The sequence below is a fragment of the Halocatena halophila genome (assembly GCA_027563145.1).
GTDB classification, from domain to species: domain Archaea; phylum Halobacteriota; class Halobacteria; order Halobacteriales; family Haloarculaceae; genus Halocatena; species Halocatena halophila.
This window is the reverse complement of sequence record CP071306.1, coordinates 1,387,524-1,407,131: the sequence shown is the minus strand read 5'-3', so window position 1 is coordinate 1,407,131 and position 19,608 is coordinate 1,387,524. Positions and strand designations below refer to the sequence as shown.

The 19,608-nt window shown below is 57.9% G+C and carries 16 protein-coding genes and 1 tRNA gene; 5 read left to right on the top strand and 12 right to left on the bottom strand.

Annotated features, from left to right (window positions below; translation table 11 throughout):
* Positions 1-53 precede the first annotated feature (53 nt).
* On the top strand, positions 54-1,523 hold the full coding sequence (locus JXQ78_RS07490) for an ATP-binding protein (RefSeq protein WP_330630153.1): 1,470 nt from the start codon (positions 54-56) through the stop codon (positions 1,521-1,523).
* A gap of 4 nt (positions 1,524-1,527) precedes the next feature.
* Here JXQ78_RS07490 and JXQ78_RS07485 read toward each other — a convergent pair whose 3' ends face one another.
* From JXQ78_RS07485 to JXQ78_RS07465, 5 genes are all read right to left on the bottom strand, one after another.
* The gene (locus JXQ78_RS07485) at positions 1,528-1,743 is read right to left on the bottom strand and encodes a hypothetical protein (protein WP_330630152.1); all 216 of its coding nucleotides are present in this window, start codon (positions 1,741-1,743) and stop codon (positions 1,528-1,530) included.
* A 93-nt stretch (positions 1,744-1,836) separates the two neighbouring features.
* Positions 1,837-4,029 (bottom strand): elongation factor EF-2, encoded by a 2,193-nt coding sequence (locus tag JXQ78_RS07480; protein ID WP_330630151.1) that lies wholly within the window; start codon positions 4,027-4,029, stop codon positions 1,837-1,839.
* Positions 4,030-4,138: 109 nt separating this feature from the next.
* Positions 4,139-5,746 carry a hypothetical protein gene (locus JXQ78_RS07475; RefSeq protein ID WP_330630150.1) on the bottom strand — a complete coding sequence of 536 codons (1,608 nt, stop codon included), beginning with the start codon at positions 5,744-5,746 and terminating at the stop codon, positions 4,139-4,141.
* The gene (locus JXQ78_RS07470; protein WP_330630149.1) at positions 5,746-7,356 is read right to left on the bottom strand and encodes a hypothetical protein; all 1,611 of its coding nucleotides are present in this window, start codon (positions 7,354-7,356) and stop codon (positions 5,746-5,748) included. Before JXQ78_RS07470 ends, JXQ78_RS07475 begins: the two co-directional genes overlap by 1 nt.
* Positions 7,353-8,102, bottom strand: coding sequence for an ABC transporter ATP-binding protein (locus tag JXQ78_RS07465; RefSeq protein WP_330630148.1), 750 nt, complete (start codon positions 8,100-8,102; stop codon positions 7,353-7,355). The genes JXQ78_RS07470 and JXQ78_RS07465 overlap by 4 nt, the downstream gene beginning before the upstream one ends.
* Positions 8,103-8,286: 184 nt before the next feature.
* Here JXQ78_RS07465 and JXQ78_RS07460 point away from each other — a divergent pair, with 184 nt between their 5' ends.
* Positions 8,287-9,030 carry a CPBP family intramembrane glutamic endopeptidase gene (locus tag JXQ78_RS07460; RefSeq protein WP_330632802.1) on the top strand — a complete coding sequence of 248 codons (744 nt, stop codon included), beginning with the start codon at positions 8,287-8,289 and terminating at the stop codon, positions 9,028-9,030.
* A gap of 162 nt (positions 9,031-9,192) precedes the next feature.
* Entirely contained in the window at positions 9,193-9,936 is a 744-nt protein-coding gene (locus JXQ78_RS07455; protein ID WP_330632801.1) for a DUF5781 family protein, read from the top strand.
* 12 nt (positions 9,937-9,948) lie between these two features.
* On the opposite strand, the gene JXQ78_RS07450 is transcribed toward JXQ78_RS07455, so the two are convergent.
* Together JXQ78_RS07450 and JXQ78_RS07445 are read right to left on the bottom strand one after the other, a co-directional pair.
* Entirely contained in the window at positions 9,949-10,563 is a 615-nt protein-coding gene (locus JXQ78_RS07450) for a 30S ribosomal protein S7 (protein ID WP_330630147.1), read from the bottom strand.
* Between the two features lie 3 nt (positions 10,564-10,566).
* Entirely contained in the window at positions 10,567-10,995 is a 429-nt protein-coding gene (locus JXQ78_RS07445; RefSeq protein WP_330630146.1) for a 30S ribosomal protein S12, read from the bottom strand.
* Between the two features lie 94 nt (positions 10,996-11,089).
* Between JXQ78_RS07445 and JXQ78_RS07440 the strand changes: the two genes are divergently transcribed.
* Positions 11,090-11,341, top strand: a complete 252-nt coding sequence (locus JXQ78_RS07440) for a hypothetical protein (RefSeq protein WP_330630145.1) — start codon at positions 11,090-11,092, stop codon at positions 11,339-11,341.
* Between the two features lie 20 nt (positions 11,342-11,361).
* Here the strand turns inward: JXQ78_RS07440 and rpoA2 are convergent, their stop codons facing one another.
* From rpoA2 to JXQ78_RS07415, 5 genes are read right to left on the bottom strand one after another with little or no spacing between them, the layout of a single operon-like run.
* Entirely contained in the window at positions 11,362-12,555 is a 1,194-nt protein-coding gene (rpoA2, locus tag JXQ78_RS07435; RefSeq protein ID WP_330630144.1) for a DNA-directed RNA polymerase subunit A'', read from the bottom strand.
* Positions 12,555-15,491 (bottom strand): DNA-directed RNA polymerase subunit A', encoded by a 2,937-nt coding sequence (locus tag JXQ78_RS07430; RefSeq protein ID WP_407934010.1) that lies wholly within the window; start codon positions 15,489-15,491, stop codon positions 12,555-12,557. Before JXQ78_RS07430 ends, rpoA2 begins: the two co-directional genes overlap by 1 nt.
* Positions 15,491-17,320: a DNA-directed RNA polymerase subunit B gene (rpoB, locus tag JXQ78_RS07425; RefSeq protein ID WP_330630143.1), complete on the bottom strand. Its 1,830-nt coding sequence runs from the start codon at positions 17,318-17,320 to the stop codon at positions 15,491-15,493. The genes JXQ78_RS07430 and rpoB overlap by 1 nt, the downstream gene beginning before the upstream one ends.
* A 9-nt stretch (positions 17,321-17,329) precedes the next feature.
* Positions 17,330-18,895: a DNA-directed RNA polymerase subunit B'' gene (locus JXQ78_RS07420; protein ID WP_330630142.1), complete on the bottom strand. Its 1,566-nt coding sequence runs from the start codon at positions 18,893-18,895 to the stop codon at positions 17,330-17,332.
* Positions 18,892-19,122 (bottom strand): DNA-directed RNA polymerase subunit H, encoded by a 231-nt coding sequence (locus tag JXQ78_RS07415; RefSeq protein ID WP_330630141.1) that lies wholly within the window; start codon positions 19,120-19,122, stop codon positions 18,892-18,894. Before JXQ78_RS07415 ends, JXQ78_RS07420 begins: the two co-directional genes overlap by 4 nt.
* 200 nt (positions 19,123-19,322) lie before the next feature.
* Here JXQ78_RS07415 and JXQ78_RS07410 point away from each other — a divergent pair.
* Positions 19,323-19,395 (top strand) — tRNA-Asp (locus JXQ78_RS07410).
* Positions 19,396-19,608: the final 213 nt, after the last annotated feature.

Genomic DNA, 19,608 nt, shown 5'->3' with positions numbered 1-19,608 from the left:
TAGCATTGTCGTGACCAATCACGAGAACACCTTAATCACCTCGTTCGTCACGTATGCTTGCCGGTGATTCGATATGGACAGACTGCGACCAAAGACCTAAATCAAACATCGTAATAATAATAATCGTAATGTTGTTCCACGACCGTACTGACGAATTGACAACACTGCGAGAACAGCACGATCGAGATTCGTTGAGTATGGTTGTGATCTATGGCCGTAGACGGGTTGGAAAAACTGAGCTCGTGAAGAAAGTATGTGAAGAAACAGATAGTATATATCATCTGGCAACAAAGGATGCTCCAGCAGTCCAGCAGAGAAAGCTCCTTGAAGAGCTTGCAGCATTCGACGAAAGCCGGGTTCCACGTCATTCGGATTGGCACGACGTGATGGAATATTTGGGGGAAATTCTTTGCAGTACGTCTCCACTCATTGCTATTGACGAGTTTCCGTACCAGATTGAATCGGACGAAGCGGTGCTCGGTGCACTCCAAACGGTAGTTGATGGAATTCGGACGCAAACTGATGGAACACTGATCCTATGTGGCTCATCAATCGGGGTCATGGAGTCTGATGTTCTGGGCCGGGAAAGCCCATTATTTGGCCGCCGGAGCGGTCAAATTGATCTTCAACCGTTTTCGTTTTCCACAGCAAACGAAGTAATTGAGTACTCATTTATTGACAGTATCCGAACGTACGCAGTTGCTGGGGGGATGCCAATGTATCTCATGTTGTTCGATTACGCGCAGCCACTAGCTGACAACTTGCTTCAAAACCACCTCTCAAAAACGTCAATTCTGTTCTCTGAACCCGAGTTTTTGCTTCGATCGGAGCTCCGCGAGCCATCGCGTTATATGTCAATTTTAGAATCAATAGCGCTTGGAGCGACAACTCCAAACGAGATGGCTGGACACACAGGGATAGACAGCACGCAGCTTCCGAATTATCTCTCCCGATTACAACGCCTTAGACTGATCGAACGAAAAGTTCCGGTGACTGCAGAACAACAACGATCGAAGCGATCACTGTACTCGATCAAGGATCCGTTTCTCAGGTTCTGGTTTCGATTCGTTGAACCAAATCAATCAGGAATCGAGCAGGCTCCGGAACAGGTACTCACCAATCGAATTCTCCCAGAACTCGATCGATTCGTTTCGCAGACGTTCGAGGACGTCGCACGGGAGTGTGTCTGGGAGTGCATCCGTTCTTCTTCGTTCAGTGGAAATTACGGGAGCGTTGGCAGCTGGTGGTACGGGGGCGAGGAGATCGACATCGTCGCACTCGACGATCGAACGCCTTCGGTGCTGTTGGGTGAGTGCAAATGGACGACTACCCCCGTCGGGATCGATCTCGTGGACCAACTCACCGAGAAAGCCGGTCATGTTCGCTGGAAAACCGGTGCTCGTGATGAAGAGTATGCTATTTTCTCGCGAGCAGGTTTCGAAGACGGCGTTCGAGCACAGTGCGACGATCGGTGGCATCTATTCGATCTTAACGACATGCAAGCCGTGTTCGAGGCCCAGTAATCCGTCACGAATCGGGATCGACATACAGCCGAACCAATCCACACTCCGGACAGACGTACGGCACGGCGGTCTCTTTTTCGTGCTGTCCGAGCTTCCCGAGTATCCCACTCCGTCGCTCGTCAGAGACGACCTGTAGTTGATCCGCGTAGCTTTCAGTCCGAAGCGTCAGCTGATCGAGCAAGACGTCACAGTCAGGACAGCGTCTGGACAGATCATCCATACCACACGTACGTAGCGGTCGCCATTAAGAATCACCCACCAATACCGCAAGCCGGCGGCTCACCAAATGAAAACCACACCCCGTGAGCGAGAGTTAGAAGTAATCGACAGTCACGGGAAGTTCGGTTTTCATGCCTTTACGCTCGCGAATCTCCATGATCGTCTCTGTCTGGAGGTTGTCGGCCATCACCTGGAACCCGGCGTTTTCGGTGTTCCAGGAGGCACGACCCTCGGTTGCCGAACGAATGTCGCTGGCAAAGCCGATCATTTCGTCCACTGGCGCAATTCCTTCGACGACCATCAGATCGCCTTCCTGATACATGTCATCGACGCGGCCACGACGACCCTGCAGTTCGCCCGAAGCAGCACCCATGTGCTCGTTCGGAACGTCGATGCGGACGTTCTGGATCGGCTCGAGCAGTGCGATCCGGCCGTCGATGAGCGCGTTGTGTGCGGCTTCACGAACTGCCGGGATCACCTGTGCTGGGCCACGGTGGATGGCGTCCTCGTGGAGCTTGGCGTCGTGCAGACGGATGAGCGCTCCTTCGACTGGCTCAGCAGCAAGTGGGCCATCATCGAGTGCCTCGCCGAGGCCTTCGATGACGAGCTCCATCGTTTCGTTGAGGTGCTGAATTCCCTTCGTATCGTCGATGAGGATGTTTGCACCGTGAATGTGCTCGACGTTGAGCGCGGTGTCTTTGTCCATCCCAGCCTCCATGAGAGCCTCACGGCGCTCGAGCTCTGGCATGTCGTTGCTCGCATCGCCCATCTTCAACAGCTCGATCAGCTCTTCGCTGAGCGGCTGCACGCTGATGTAAAAGCGGTTGTGTCGGTTCGGAGAGATCCCCTCAACAACGTCGCTTGCATCGCGTGGGAACTCACGGAAGACAACGATCGGCTCACCTGTGGTAACCGGAATACCCTGATTGCGCTCGATACGCTGGGTAATCACTTCGAGGTGGAGCTCGCCCTGTCCGCTGATGAGGTGCTCGCCAGTGTCCTCGTTGATCTCGATCTTGATCGTTGGGTCCTCTTTGGAGACCTGCCGAAGGGTTTCGATGAGCTTTGGCAGATCGTCCATGTGCTGTGCCTCTACGGATTTCGTGATCACCGGCTCGGAGATGTGTTCGATCGACTCAAACGGCGTCATCTCGACGCTCGTGACCGTCGAGCCAGCGATCGAATCGCGCAGTCCGGTGACACAGGCGATGTTGCCGGCCGGAACGCGCTCTACTTCCTCGCGTTCGCCACCCATGAAGATACCCACCGACTGGATGCGGTTCGTGCCGGCAGTGCCCGAAACGTAGAGATCCTGCCCGCGCTCGAGTGTCCCCGAGAACACACGCCCGGAGGCGATCTCGCCGGCGTGTGGGTCCATCCCGATATCGGTGACCATGAAGACGACCTCGCCGTCTTCATCGACGGCCTGCATCTGATTTGCGATGTCGCTGTCTGCATCGCCACGCCAGACGGTTGGGATGCGCTCTGGCTGTGCATCGAGTGGGTTCGGGAAGTGCTCGGCGACCATATCCAGGACAACGTCCGAGAGCGGCGACTGCTCTTTTAGCTCGCGGATGCCGTCCTCACCACTGCGGTTGTATTCGATGATATCGCCGAAGTCGATGCCCGTTGCCTGCATCGATGGCAGCGAAACGGCCCAGTTGTACAGTGCCGAGCCAAAGGCGACGGTGCCGTCCTCGACGGAAACCCGCCAACCTTCCTCTTCGTATTTCTCCTCGGCCATGCCGCGAATGAGCTCGTTGACATCCTGGATGACGCCCTGGAGGCGCTGTTGCATCTCCTGGGGACCTTCCTGGAGCTCGTTGATGAGCCGATCGACCTTGTTGATGAACAGCGCTGGCTTGACACCCTCGCGAAGCGCCTGTCTGACGACCGTCTCGGTCTGTGGCATCGTCCCTTCGACAGCGTCCACGACCACGAGCGCGCCGTCGACGGCACGCATCGCACGCGTCACGTCGCCACCGAAATCGACGTGGCCAGGCGTGTCGATGAGATTGATGAGGTGGTTGGTGTCTTCCCATTCGTGGGTCATCGAAACGTTTGCTGCGTCGATGGTGATCCCACGTTCCTGTTCGTCTTCCTCGGTATCCATTGCCAACTGCTCGCCAGCGAGATCCTCAGAGATCATTCCCGCACCCGCAAGCAGATTGTCAGTTAGCGTCGTCTTTCCGTGATCGATGTGGGCGGCGATCGCGATGTTCCGGATGTGCTCCGGCTCGTCCATCAGTCGCTCACATTCCTGTACGATCTTCTTACGTCGGCCCATTACCCCGCTATATCAGCAGGGCAGTGAAAAGCGTAGTGTTTCGGTTGAGCCCTGTGGTTCCGGGTGGCAGAACCCCCCACCCCGATTCGCAGAGCTGTTCGACGCCTGATCACTCGATCGTGAGCGATCGAAGACGACCAACCGCATATCGGTAGCCCGCGTACGGAATTACCGTGGTGAACAAACCATACACCACAAGCCCGATTCCGAGCCCCAACGAGAGACTTGCAGTTCCGGTTGCAAGCACCCAGCACACCCAGAGTCCGATCACGGTTCCACCGAGAACGATCATCTCATAGACGTACAGCACCCCAAACGACGGTGAGATCGCTTCCGTACCGAACACCTCGCGTTCCTCGAAGATCGGATACAGCGATCCCAGCCCGAGCGCGAGGCCAGTCGCCGGGAGACACAACACTGCGCCAACGAACGCAACACTGATCGCCGCCAGCGGTGGGGTGCCAATGGCAATCGTGAGCAGGGATCCGATCACAGCAACCGGAACTGTGAGCACGAGCCCGGCAAGCATGCGACCGCGAGCGAGCGCTCGTGGCGTGACATCGGTGAGAAACAGGAGCGTCCCCAGTGGACGGTCATCACCGAGCGGATTCGCACAGAATGCAGCCCCAGCGACCTGCGTTGCGGCGATACAACTCAACGCCGCAAGCAATCCTCCAGAGAGTCCGGCCTCAAACACGAGCGGACCGGCCATGATCAGCAAGATCCCCTGTTGCTGGAGATGGGCAAGCTTCTGTGGCGTTCGTTTTGCCCGCAGGAGCAGTCCCCACGCCACGTGGCCGGCACGCGACCGGTCGAGTGGCCACGGCGGTTCGAATTCTGTTGGTTTCTGTCGGTCAGAATGTTGTTTTGGTGGGGCTCGGTCACGAAACCAGAACGACCTCGCCTGGTGGGTGCTCACACCGAGTCCTACTGGGATTGTGAGAACCAGCACGGCCAGTATTGCCAGCCCGTCAAGTGAAGCCGACCCACCGACTGGCGTTCCAACGAACGTCAGCGCTCCGAACGAGGCGAACGGACCGGCGTTGAGTATCGCCGCCAGCGAGTGGAACGGCCGACCGCCAAGCCCGCTCACTATCTGACGACCGATAAACTGAGAGGCAAACAACACGGCGACGATCACAACCGCCCAGAGGATTTTCAGGAGTCGCTGGAATCGTGGCACACGGCGCAGCACTCGTAACGTTCCGATACCCAGCGCGTAGCCCCAGACGGCCGCCCAGCAGAGCACGACCAGCACGAGCGTCCCACCGACGAGGAGGGCGGACGGAACGTTGGCACCGAGCATGAACGAACCGCCGACGAGCCCGGCTGGGAGTCCAAACCAGAGCAACAGGTGGATACATTCTGTGCCGAGCAGTCCAAGCAGGGCCCCACGTGGGTGAACGATCATCAACACGAGATCGCTCGCCTCGATCGTCGCGATTCGATCGGCCGAGAGCAACGCCATCATCCCGACCATCCCGGGAGGAAACAGCGTCCACAACACACCGAAATAGGGGATCGAATCGAGTCCAGTAACACCCTGGCCGATCGTATAGGTTGCCGGAATCGAAATCGACAGAGTGAATAGATAAAATACGATGGTGACGAGCAACCCGATCAGTCGCCGTTGGTTGGTGGTGTACGATCTGAGCTCCCGGCGCAGTGTTCCACGGACAATCTGGACACCATCTTCGAAATCTGCCCAGATTGTCATCATTCGATCACCGCCGCAAGCGTGATCGATTCGAATCGCCGAACGGCCGATCGATAGGAAGCCAGTGCGGGACCGACGACCACCACGCTGTAGCACACCAGCCCACCCACGACGACCGGTGTCACCGTCAGCCAGCCAGAGAGCATCAGCCAGAGCACCACAACGCCGATCGTCGCGCCGTCCCAGACGGTGAACAGGAAGACGATCTGGGCTGCGATCGATGGGGTGACCGTCTCAGTTCCCCACTGCTGGGTGGTGTCACTCGAAGGTATCGCCGCCCCCAATCCAGTGGAAAACAGCGCCGCCGCCAGACAGAAGACGCTGCCAACGAGCCACACCAGAACGAACGACCGAAGGTTGAGGCCGATGGAAAGCGCAAGCAGTCCCACGCTGGTGAGAACGACCACTCCAGCCGTCGTAGCGCCGATGACACGCCCGCGAAGCAGCGTCCGTGGAGAGAGCCGGGTGAGCAACACCAGTGGGAGCTGCTCTGTGAGCTCCCCGATCGGGTTGAGCACGAACAGTTCTCCAGACAACACGGTCGCCAGGAGCACCCCACCGAGCGCGAGTAGCAGACCGTGCTCGCTTGCTGGAGCGTTGGTGTAGACTCCCGCGAACGGCGCGATCGCAATGAACGCCGTGAAGACGTGGCCGTGGTTCCGCGGTTCACGAATCGCCCGAATGAGTGCTCCCCATGCGACGAATCCTGCGGGCGACCAGCTGAATGGGATGGGCGGCGAGAACCCACCAGTCGTGACGTGTGACCGGTTCGTGGTTCGTTGATCGTCAGCCAGCCAGTGACGTGTTGCTAGCCTGGTAGAAATCGAGAGTGCGAGTGGCGTGCTCATGATCACGAACAGTCCAACGATGAGCGGACCACTTCCAATCGGATCTGCGAACGGCGTGCCGACGAATGCGAGCTGCGCGTACGCAAACAGCGGTTGGATGGCGATCGCCTCTGGCGACAGCGCTGTAATGGCCCCGGTGAAACGACTGACGTACAGCTGCGAACCGATGGTAACGACGAGAAAGACGAGCACACCACCCACCGCGAGCAACCGGCGATCGAACTGGAGTCGATCGTCAAGCACGAGCAGTCCCATTCCACCAACGTAGCCAGCGACGATCGTCCACCAGAACAGTGGCGTTCCAACGAGAAACGCAGTCAGTCCGAGCCAGGGAACGCCAGCGCCAACACCGAACGCGGTGAGGAGCACGCACCCGATCACTCCGACGGTGAACAGCTGACGGACCCACTCCGCAACGGTGAGGCCGATCACCACCGCACGCGGATGAGCGGTGGTCAACACGAGTGCATCCTGATCGATCGCCCCGACGGCACTCACCGTTCGATAGACCGCGAGAATAAGGAGGCCAATCGTGGCTACCGTGACCCAACCGGCCACTGGTGGGAGTGCAGTACTCGCTCGCACGCGCCAACCTTCGCCAATGAGAACCGGGACCAACACCAGCAATGGTAGGCAAACGCTCACGGCGACGACGGCGACCTCTGCGAGCCGGCGGCGATCACTGCTGATCGACCGGACCGAACGGCGCAGCTCAGCCCTCGCGATGGTCGATCCCGTCCGTAGATCTTCTCGCCAGTTCATCGGTTGGCCGAGGGCTCGCTCGTCACGGCCAGGAACGCATCCTCAAGCGTCGCGTCGCCGTCGGCCTCTGCCCGTTCGGTTACGGCATCCGGACTCCCTTCGGCGACGAGCTCGCCGTCATACAGCACGCCCACCGTGTCCGCAAGCTCCTCTACGACCGGCAGGATGTGCGTCGATAAAAACACGGTCGTGCCGCCTTCGCTGCGTTCGGTGATTGATTCTTTGAGCTGGCGAGCTGCCCGTGGATCGAGACCAGCGGTCGGTTCGTCGAGCAACAACACCGGTGGATCGTGGAGAATCGTCTGGATATATGCAACCTTCTGTTTCATCCCGGTGGAGTAGCCACTGATCCGCCGATCGGCATCCTCGGTCAGATCGAATTGGGCAAGCAGTTCTTCGATACGCTCTGCGGTTCGATCGGCGTCGAGCGTTCGCAATCCAACGACGTATTCGAGTTGCTCACGCCCGCTGAACTCACCGTACAGCGGTGGGCTCTCCGGGAGATAGCCGACGAGATCGGCGATCGAACGGCGATCATCTACCGGCGTCCCGCTGAGGCTGGCGGTACCACTCGTAGGGTCTGAAAGCCCCGTCAACAACCGCATGGTCGTCGTTTTCCCCGCACCGTTTGGCCCCAGAAAGCCGTAGATCGACCCGGATTCGATCGAGAGATCCAACGACTGGAGTGCAACCGTGGTCCCGTAGGTCTTCCGAAGGGCGTCGGTTTCGATAGCAGGAGGACACATTGAATGTGGCCAACTGTTCTGTTTGTATGCATATCAGTTGTGGTGATTTCAGACTTGAAAGTAAACGACGTTCATCAGCAGAACGATCGTCAGAAATTAATACGACTCTATCGTCAGACACATCCGGTATGTGGCAATTTAAAATCACGGTAGTGCTCACGGAGGGCAAGCTGCTGTGAGTCGGATGGTCCCCGAACTCAGTATAATTGTTTCCCAACCACGCGCTCGTGGCACAGCTGGTGCACTCTGTGTCGCCACAGGCGGATTCATCGCAGGGCTACTCGGAATTGTACTCCTTGGTGTTGTTTTGCCTGCATGGATCAGGGAGACGGTCGCATTCCGAATTGCAGCCCAGCACCAGATCCAGTTCGGATTCGCCCTGTTCGGGGGAGCACTGCTCTACTTCCATACGCGTCCTGATCAATTGTGCCGGATTCGGTGGCCCACATTCGGTGATATCGCCTGGATCGCCGTGTTACCGCCGTTAATGGTGGCTAGTGGGGAATTTGTTACTCCGATGCTTTCTGCGGTTGGGCTCTCACCGCCGTCTGTGGGCAGTACTGGTGCCATCGATCTGGCCTCAAACCCTTCGTTCTGGCCGCTCGCGTTCGTCGTCAAATATCTGTTCGCCGCTCCGGCCGAGGAGTTGCTCTACCGCGGAATCGTTCAGGGACTCCTTCGCCCGGCGTTCGACAGACTCGGCATTGTTCTCATCAGCGGGCTGCTGTTCGGACTGTTGCATCTGCTCGTTGGCATCATCCAGTCTGGAGTTGGTCTCGAAAGTGCGTTGTACTGGGGTCTCTCGACGACAGTTCCTGGAGTGATCTGGGGATACGCATACGAGCGAACGGAGAATCTTCTCGTCACGATTATAGCACACGCGATGGCCTGGACGGTTCCACTGGGGATTCTCACGCCGTTCGTCTGAGCTCTGTGTGGTTGGTCGAATTTCCGTCTGAATGCGCGTAAAAAACGAATCAATCGCGGCTTCCTCTCGACATCGTCCGCAACCCCATCCGACCGATTTTCTTTCACCAGTGTTTCCATCGACACAAGAGTCATGACAGTTGCGCGCGTGATACTTACACACATGGACCTCCGTGTGCTAGGCGATGGTCCCTCAGAGCCGTTTTTGAGCGCCAGAGATCTCTTCGAAACGGAGTATGATCTCGAAAAAGACGTTCGGGTTCGGCTTCGGGATGATCCTGACGAACGGACCTGGACAACCCACGGTGATGAGTACCATCTGTTGAACATGGCCACAACGACTGCGACCAGTGCGATGGCCCGCGAGCTCGCCCTCCACGAGTTTTCGCACATGCAACGCAACGAACAGGCCCATCCATCACACACGCAATCGACCACCGAGGCGGTCTATCTCGCGCTCGCGGGCCGGTCAGTCGACCGCCAGACGCTGACCCACTGCTATCAGATCGCCAATCACATGAAAGACATCTACGCCGACGACATCACACTCGCCATTTCGCCGGCGAATAAGCTCATCACGTTCCTCGAATCGGCGCTCGCAAGCGCCGTTCGCAACCGAGCACGATCAGTGCCGAGCATGTGGACGCGATGGTCCACCGCCGCGGACCCGAACATTACGGCCGTGAATGCGGCGTTTGCACTCGCACTGTGTGAACGCCATTCGCTGGTTGGCGCTGATCACCTCCTCTATGATCTGGCACACGCTGCCGCCAATGACGCGCCGAATATTGATATCACGGCGTTCAAAGACGCGTTCCGGTCGCTCTCGATCGATCCTGAAAAAAGCGAATACAAACAGACGTTGATGGACATCACTCGGCGATACGCGGAGTGTACGTCCACATAGAGTGAAGAGAGATTATCGCGCGGCAGCGGCGACGCGCTCTTTTTCTTCTTTCTGGTTGATCGCGTAGGTCTGGACGTTGTAGTTGGCAGCACCGATCAGTTGATCGGCGAGTGCCTCCTCAACGTCGGTCGCAGTCTTGAACGACCCGGAGTGTGTCCCTTCCGCGATGAACTTCAGTGCCTGATCGACACGGCGCTGTGGCGCAACGTCGACGGCCTGTGGCACCGAAATGCCACCGTATTTGAGCCGAACGGTCTCCTCACGTGGCGCGGCGTTCTCGACGGCCGTCACGAGCACCTGCACCGGGTTCTCGTCGGTGCGCTCGTTGACGATATCGAACGCACGGCGGACGGCCCGCGTGGTCAGCTGCTTTTTGCCCGTGTTCTCTTCGGTCGCCATGAGCCGATTGATCAGTCGCTCGACGATGCTGATCTCCGATTTTTTGAACTGCTTCGAAGAGTGTCGCCCCATCGTGTGAGCGACCGGTGTAACGGTGATATACCGTTCTGTCGAAGGATCCTCGTATGCGATCTCGTCGACATCCCACTTCGTAAACAGCTTTGCATCGACATCGAGATCGTCGCTGCCAGCGGGCTGGTCTGGTTCGGGGGTGTTCGTCTCACTCATACGTTATCGCACCGGTTTTTCAGCGTTCCCACGGACGAGTTCGATCATACTGACGCCGTTGACCTTCTCGACCTTGTAGTTCACGCCGGAAAGGTCGCCCATCGCACGACCCTTCGCACCGCCAATGCCGGCGATCGTCACTTCATCGTGTTCGTCGATGAACGAGATCGCGCCGTCACCAGGACAGAACGCGGTGACCTGTTTGCCGTTTTTGATGAGCTGGACCCGGACACACTTCCGGATCGCCGAGTTGGGCTGTTTTGCTTCCACGCCAACCTTTTCCAGTACAATACCTCGCCCCTGCGGTGCGCCTTCGAGCGGGTCGGATTTCTCACCGAGTCCGCGTGCGCGTCGCGCGTACTTCGAGTCGGACCACCGGTGGTTCTGGCGGTCCTTCTTGAGCTTCCGCGCGGCGTACTTGCCGTTCGCCATAGTACGCCCGAATACCCGACCGAGCTACGTAAGCGTTCCTTTTCACAAATCGCCAGGAGTACGCTCTTTGTCCGGGCCACCGTAGGCCTGATCCATGTCGAACCAGTCGGATGACGACGGCGCAGTGAGCGGTATCAAACAGTTGCTCACCGGCGTGGTCGGCAAAGCCCTGCTCTTTGTCATCGCGTTGTATCTCCTCGGAAACCTGCTTGCCTATCTCGCGATCGAAACGGAGATGCTAACGTACACGCCGTTCATCAGCCTCGCTATTGGATTACTCTACTCGCTTGCACTAATCATTCTGGTCATCGTGATCGTGGCCTCCATCACCGCCTACCTTCAGTAAAAACGACGCATGTAGAAGGCTTACTCCGATGGAGCACTCGCGCCCATGCGAAGCGTTACGTCGCCCGTTCCGAGTTTTATCGGCTTGCCAATGATAACGTTCTCGGTGACGCCATCAAGTTCGTCGGATTCACCGTGAACGGCCGCATCCAGCAGGTGATTGACCGTCACCTCGAACGCTGCGCGGGCCAGAACACTCTCTTTGTTGCCGGAGATGCCGTGACGACCGATCGATTCGATCTCGCCGTTGTTGGTCATGATGTCGGCAACGAGCATCAGGTGACGAATGTTCACATCGTCGAGTCCCTGCTCTGCTAGCGTATCCATCGTCTCTTCGATAATTCGCTCGCGGGCGGCCTCAACACCGAGCACACGATAGACTTCGTGGATATTGTTCGTGGTGGTGCGTGAAGCGTCTACGCCCTCAATCTCGAGAACTTTTCCGAACGCTGCACCCTCGGTGTGAAGTACGAACTCCTGTTCGTCCTGCCCTTCGATCTCTTCTTTGCGAATGACGACCCGAGAAATGTCGCCGATTCCTTTAAAGACGATGTCACGCAACTCCTCGACGAGCTGGAGGAGATCTCGGTAGCTCGGCTCGTCCGGGCCGAATTCTACGGTCGTTCCCTGATGATACGTTTCGACGCCCAGCTCGCTCTCGATCGTCTCGGAGATGTCGTTAACGATCAAATCGAGGCTGTCAACCGTTGGCCAGCGCTCGCGCAGCGTTTCTTCGTTCAGATCGATGCTGACCAGCATGTCGGCCACGTTGGTTGAGACGTCACCGAGCGCAAGGATGCGCGTCGCCTCTATCTTCCAGACGACTTCGTGTGCTCGATCGCGGTCGTTCGCGAACTCTGGCTCGAGATTCACCTTCATCGTCGGGGTGTCGGGCGTCTTTCGGGCGTCCACCAGCTCGATCAGCCGTGGCAACCCCTGCGTGACGTCGATCTCTGCAACCCCCGCGTAGTGGAAGGTGTTCATTGTCATCTGAGTGCCAGGCTCACCAATCGACTGTGCACTCACCGTTCCCACGGGATCGAGCGGATCAACACGAGATTCGACGTACTCGTGTTCGACACGTTGTGCGACCTGATCTGCGGTTTCTACATCAGAGATGCCTTTCTCGTTGAGTACGCTGTACACCTCGTTCTTGAGACGTCGCGGGAGCTGTGTGTCCTCGACGACGAGTTCGATATCTTCGGATACTGCCATCAGTCATCACCCTGTGCGGTAATTGCGTCCATTCGCTCGGAGAGATTCGTTCGCGTGTCTGTCTCGTCTCGAACCTGTTCTAAGAACGTTGCGCCGCCGTCCTCGAACTCGGCGTCGAGAACGCTGTCGGCAATCTCTGCAACGTCCACTGCGTGGTCCACATCGGAAGAGACCTTCACCGGGCTCGTGCCGTCCTCACCGAACTCGAACTGCACAATGGTGTCTTTGGTGTTGCGCACGGTTCCATCGTACTGCGTTTCGAGCTCGCTGAGCGCGTTGATGAGTCGGCGCTGGAGATACCCGGATTTCGAGGTCCGGACTGCGGTATCGACCAGCCCCTCGCGGCCACTCACTGCGTGGAAGAAGAACTCACGTGGCGTCAGCCCGCTACGATAGGACGACTCCACGAAGCCGTGGGCGTCTGCGCCGAGATCGTCGGCTTTGTAGTGACTCAGGGTTCGATCCTCATAGCCACGATTGATCCGCTCGCCACGAACTGCCTGCTGGCCGACACAGCCGGCCATCTGCGTGAGGTTCAACATTGACCCACGCGCACCAGACTGGGCCATCACAACTGCCGGGTTATCGTCGCCGAAGTAATCGCTGACGATGTCACCGGCCGTGTCACGCACCTTTCCGAGCGCCTGCATGATCTTCATCTCGAGCGTCTCCGAGACGGTCCGTCCAGGGAGCGACTCGAGATCGCCGTTCTCGTAGATCTCGATCAGCTCCTCGACCCGATCGTAGGCGTTGTCGATCGTCTCGTCGATCTCTGCGCGTGCCTCGCCCGGAATCGACTCGTCGTCAATCCCGATTGAGAAGCCAAAGTGCATGATCGCACGCATGGCCAGCGCAGCAACCTCGTTGATGAACATCCGCGCACGGGTTGTGCTGTACTGCTTGCAGATCGTATCCACGACGGTGCCACCGAACGCGCCGACACCGTCCTCGTCGATCGTCCCCTCGATGAGTTCGCCGTCTTCGATCAGCACGGTGTCGCCGGTCGCACTCGTGAACTCGAGATCCAGTCCGTCCGGCAACAGTTCCGAGAACAGGGTTCTCCCCGTCCAGTACTCGATGTCGCCGTCGATACGGTCTGGCTCTGGAAGTTCGTCAACGCGCGTGGCGCGGAGGAGATCTAGCGCCTGCGTCTCGTTGAACTCGGGGTTCTCGTGGGTCAACAGATACGTCCCCGAGATATGGTCCTGAATCGCGCCGATGATGTTCTCACCGAAGCGGGGGCTGAGAATCTGCTCTTGTACCCGCATCAACACGCGGGCCTCCGCACGAGCCTCCTCGTTCTGGAGGGCGTGCATGTTCATCTCGTCGCCGTCAAAGTCGGCGTTGTACGGCGGACAGACCGTCGTGTTCAGCCGGAACGTCTTATATGGCATCACCACGACCTCGTGGGCCATAATCGACATTCGGTGGAGCGATGGCTGTCGGTTGAAGATGATGATATCACCATCAACGAGATGCCGGTTGACCTCCCAGCCGACTTCTACCTTTTCTGCGAGCTCTTCGCAGTTTTTCTCGGTTACCTTCAGTCGCCGACCGTCGGGTCGCTTGACGTAGTTCGCACCAGGATGTGTGTTCGGCCCGTTGGAGACGTACTGTTGGGCCTGCTCGCGGTTGCGTTCGGTGACCGTCATCGTCTGGGTCATCTCTTCTGCCACGCGGTCGGGAACACCCACCTCGTTCAGCGAGAGCGTCGGATCTGGCGAGATAACCGTCCGGGCGGAGAAGTTCACCCGCTTGCCAGAGAGAGAGCCACGGAAGCGACCCTCCTTGCCCTTCAGCCGCTGAGAGAGCGTCTTCAGTGGCCGACCGGAGCGATGGCGAGCCGGTGGCGTCCCGGAGATTTCGTTGTCCATGAACGTCGTTACGTGATACTGGAGCAGCTCCCAGAGGTCCTCAATGATGAGCTGGGGTGCACCAGCCTCACGGTTTTCCATGAATCGCTGGTTAATCCGGATGATATCCACCAGCTTGTGCGTCAGATCGTCCTCGGAACGCTGGCCGTTGTCCAGCGTGATCGACGGTCGAGCCGTCACTGGTGGCACCGGCAACACCGTCAGAATCATCCACTCCGGTCGCGAGTGGTCCGAATCGATTCCCAGCACTTCGAGGTCTTCGTCGGGAATGGACTCAAACCAGTCGCGAATGTCTGAGGCCATCAGCTTGTTCATGTCCTCCTCGGTCAGATCGACCGACAGTGCCTTCTCAATTGCCTTGCGATCTTCCGGGCGCGGGCGGAACGTCCCCGATAAGATTTCGTTGATGCGCGATAGCTCGATGCCGGTCTCATTTGCCAGTTCGTCTGGCGACATCGGATCGCGATCAACGTCGTCTGGATCCTCATCGCGAACCGCATCGCCCTGCATTGCCGCCGCGATCAGTTCCGGAAACTCGTTCGTCAACACGTCCTGGACCTCGTAGTAGGTCGTTGGCTTCTCGTGTTTGATGTCGAACTGCTTTTCCCCGCAGTGTGGACACTGATCTTTCTTTCTAGCCTGGCGGATTGCCGCTTTCATCACGTCCGACTGATCGTCGCCGAGTTCGATCGTCCGCTCTAGTCGGTCGAGAAACTCACCGCGCTCTTCGGACGTCAACAGCAGCTTCGAGCAGTTCCGACAGGTGCCACGCAGCAACCGGCGAACACGCTTTGAGAACCCAACGTGAATCACCGGCGCGGCGAGTTCGATGTGCCCGAAGTGTCCCGGACAGGAACCAGACCGCTGTCCACACGTTGGACACTCGAGTCCCGGATCGATCACACCCAACCGAGGGTCCATCAACCCCATGTCGATGGGGAACCCATCGTCATCGTAGGTGTCTGCCGTGATCACTTTCGTGATCGACATGTCACGATACGTCTCGGGATCCATCAGCCCGAAATCGATCGAGCTGATGTCTTTTGGCGTTTGAATTGACATTATACTGCGTCCTCCAGATTGAGTCGTGGTCGAATGCCGAGCGCCATCATCTCATCGAGCAACAACTTGAACGCGTAGCTGATCTCCACCTCGTGGATGTCTCCTTCGTCGCCAGTAAGCGGGTCGTACACCCGGTGCTGGTTCACGTCGTTGACGGCGACCATGCCTGTTTCGGCGCTGATGTACACTTTCTCGCGGTCGGATTCGTCCAGCAGCCGTTCTTTGAGCGCCATCGCTGCGCCGTGACCGATCAGCACATCGCGTTCCATCTCTCCAACACGCAGTCCGCCTTCGCGGGCGCGACCCTCGGTGGGTTGGCGGGTCAGCACCTGCACCGGCCCACGAGAGCGGGCGTGAATCTTGTTGGAGACCATGTGATAGAGCTTCTGATAGAAAATCACGCCGACGAAGATCTCCGCGTCAATCTGTTCGCCGGTGACACCGGAGTACATGATTTCCTTGCCGCTGGACTCAAAGCCGTGATCGACGAGCGCCGACCGCAGTTCTTCTTCGTCCTCGCCCTGGAACGCGGTTCCATCGACACGTCGGCCTTCGAGTGCGCCGACTTTGCCACCGAGCATCTCCAGCACGTGGCCCACCGTCATCCGGGAGGGCAAAGCGTGAGGATTGAGAACCAGGTCAGGAACCACGCCGTCCTGTGTGAACGGCATATCCTCCTGTGGTGCGATGTGACCGATCACACCCTTCTGACCGTGTCGGGAAGCGAACTTATCGCCAAGCTCTGGAATCCGTTCGTCACGGACGCTGACCTTCGAGAGCTTCGAGCCGTCTTCGCCTTCCATCAGCGTGACCGTATCGACGACACCGTTCTCGCCAGAACGCATCGTTACGCTGGTTTCACGGCGTTTCTGTCGGCCGAGTCCGCCCATGTCGTCGGGCTCTTCGAGAAATCGTGGCGGGCTGGTCTTACCGAGCAGGACGTCATTCTCGTCAACGTCAGTCTCCGGATTGACCAGACCGTCCTCGTCGAGGTGTGCGTAGGCTTCCTCACCGCGTGCGCCACGCACCTCATCGTCCGGAATTTCGAAGTGGTCCTCCTGGCCGCCCGGATAGCGCCGTTCTTCACCCTCGTACGTTCTAAAGAAGTGTGATCGCGCGAGTGCGCGATCGACACTCCCCTTGTTCAACACTAGCGCATCCTCGATGTTGAACCCCTCATACGACATCACGGCAACGACGAAGTTCTGTGCAGCAGGCCGGTCGTCATAGCCGATCTGTTCGGTGGTCTGGGTTTTGACCATCGAGAGCTGTGGGTAGTGCAACAGATGCTGGCGGGTGTCCGGACGAATTCGATAGTTCGCCGACGGCAGCCCCAGCGACTGTTTGATCATTCCCGAACCCATCGTAATACGCGGCGAGGCGTTGTGTTCGGGATATGGAATCATGCCGGCACCAATGCCGAACATCAGCTGTGGATCGATTTCGAGGTGTGTGTGGTCGGTCGTGAGGTCGTCCTCATCGACGGCGACGTAGATGTCTTCTTCTTCCTCGGCGTCGATGAACTCGACCGCGCCGGTGTTGATGAGATCCTCGAACTCCATCTCATCGTTTTTCACCGCTTCGATATCCGCATCGGTGACCCGTGGTTCGCCGTTCTCAACGACAATGAGTGGGCGCCGTGCCCGACCCGCATCGGCGTTGATGATTACCTCGCCCGTGCGCTTTTTGACGGCAACGTTCACCATCTCGCCGATGTCACCGCGCCGCCGTGCTTCGCGGATGTCGCTCGCGAGCCGCTCTGGCTCGGGGTGTGTGCCGATCAAACTCCCGTTAACGTAGACTTTCGCGTCTTGTCCCTGACTACTCATGATTCGGTGTTAGTCGCCCGCTGCGGAGCGTTCGAGCGTGTCGAGCCCGGCGATCCCCCTGACACCCATGGCCGACAGCTCACGTTTGAGTGTGCGTTCGTCCTCGACGTTCTGTGACAGCTCCATTGCCTGTGCGAAGTTTTTCACCAACCCACAGTTTGGCCCCTCAGGCGTTTCTGACGGGCAGATCCGTCCCCACTGGGTGGCGTGTAGATCTCGTGCCTCGAAGTGGGGCTGGCTTCTCGAAAGCGGGCTTCTGAGCCGGCGCAAGTGAGAGAGGACGCCCATGTAATCCGTCCGGTCGACGAGCTGTGAAACCCCCGATCGACCACCGACCCAGTTGCCCGTAGCGATCGGATGTTCGAGCCGCTCGGTCAACACGTCGGACCGAACGACCGTGTTCACCGAAAGCTGTCGATTACGCATGTTCGCACGCTCGAGCTGGTATTTCACGTCGCGTGCGAGCTTGTTCAGCGCGGTGCGGAACAGATCACGCATTAGATCGCCAGACACCTTCAGGCGCTTGTTCGCGTAGTGGTCTTTGTCGTCTGCCTCGCGACGACCGAGCGCGAGTTCGAAACACGCTTCTGCCATCCGACAGAGGTAAAACGCCTTGTTGAGCCGAACCTCCTCTTCGTCGATGCCGTCCTCATGGAGATGTGGGAGGAGATAGCGATCGATGACGTAGTTGGCGCGTTTGAGCTGATAATTTTTCCCCTGGCCCTGTGCGACGCGCTGACCGAGTGCCTCGATGGCTTCGGTCGTCGATTGCACTTCTGCGGCCTCTAGGTTCTCCAGCATGAATTTGACGACCTCGGGGTCGTCGCTGACCCGGTGGACGATCTCTTCGTCCGATTCGAGCCCGAGCGCTCGCACGAGCGTCACGAAGTTGATCGAGCCAGAAACAGAGGGGAACGACACTTCGAGCAGTCCCTCCCTGTTTCGCTCACACAGCACGAGCGCGCGATAGCCACGGCGCTGTGAGAACGTTTTTGCTACCTGAATTGTTTCGCCGTATTTCGTGTCTTCCTCTGCAAGAATCTTATTCGGTGCCAGATCCTCGGAGGTCATCAACACCCGTTCGGAGCCGTTGACGATGAAATAGCCACCAGGATCGGCAGGATCCTCGCCGATCTCGATCAGTTCTTCATCGGAGAATCCAGTGATGTTGCATTTTTCTGAGCCCACCATGATCGGCATGCGTCCGACTTTCGTCTCGGACTGATCGACGATGTGCTCTTCTTCGTCTGCACCGCCGCGAACGATGGTCATCTCCATGAACACCGGTGCAGCGTACGTTATGTTTCGCAGCCGTGCTTCCTGGGGATACTGCAGCTCTTCGGAGCCATCGGCTTCACGCACGCGCGGCGTGGTCACTCGGACGTTGCCAAGCTCAACCCACACTGGCTCCTGGCCTTCCTTATCCCCGATGTCGGTGTCGATCGTCTCCTTTTCATCAACCACTTCCTGCATCCCCCGGTTGAGAAAGGCGTTGAACGATCGGAAGTGATGCGCTGCGAGTCGATCACGAGAGAAATATTCCCGAGAGATTGCGCGTCTACTTTCCCTGTTCATTCTATTACCAGTCGGTATACGATCGCGGTGTCAGTGGTTCGTGAATCACGTTCGATTCGAATGACGTCTCCGGCTTCTGCATCGACATCCCGAAGGGCCGGATCAAGTCGTTTTATTTTTGGAAGATCTGTGCGGTCAATGTTGTACTCGTCAAGGATTTCTTCGAGCCTCTCCTCTTCTACGAGGTGATGCTCTGGGACGAGCTCGTGTTCGGTTGCGTCTACCATGTGTGTCTCTGGCCAGTGATGGAGAAGGCTATCTCGAGATACTACAGAGGCATATCGGACCAACCGGCATAAGCCTTACTACCGACGGTCAGCAGCCCGCTCGCTGGCGATATACCAGTTTTTGGCACGCCAGTCAGTACCAGCACACGATCGATTGGAAAGCCTTAAATGGAAGTCGGGAATACAATGGAATGCAGGCAGCCCGGGTGGTGTAGTGGCCCATCATACGACCCTGTCACGGTCGTGACGCGGGTTCAAATCCCGCCTCGGGCGCTTCAATTCCTTTCGCAGTAATGTTCTTAGTGTGTAGTTCGTATGTTGCCGAGCAATCGATCAGCGACTGCTGTCAATTCTACTGTGCACAATGGTGAGCCATCTATTCGTGAGATCTGGTTAAGAGAGTTACATCCACGCCCAAACTCACGTCAGTTACGCACCCCACTCCGTGGACCATTTCCCAACCGACCTGTGTAAACGAGCAGTTGC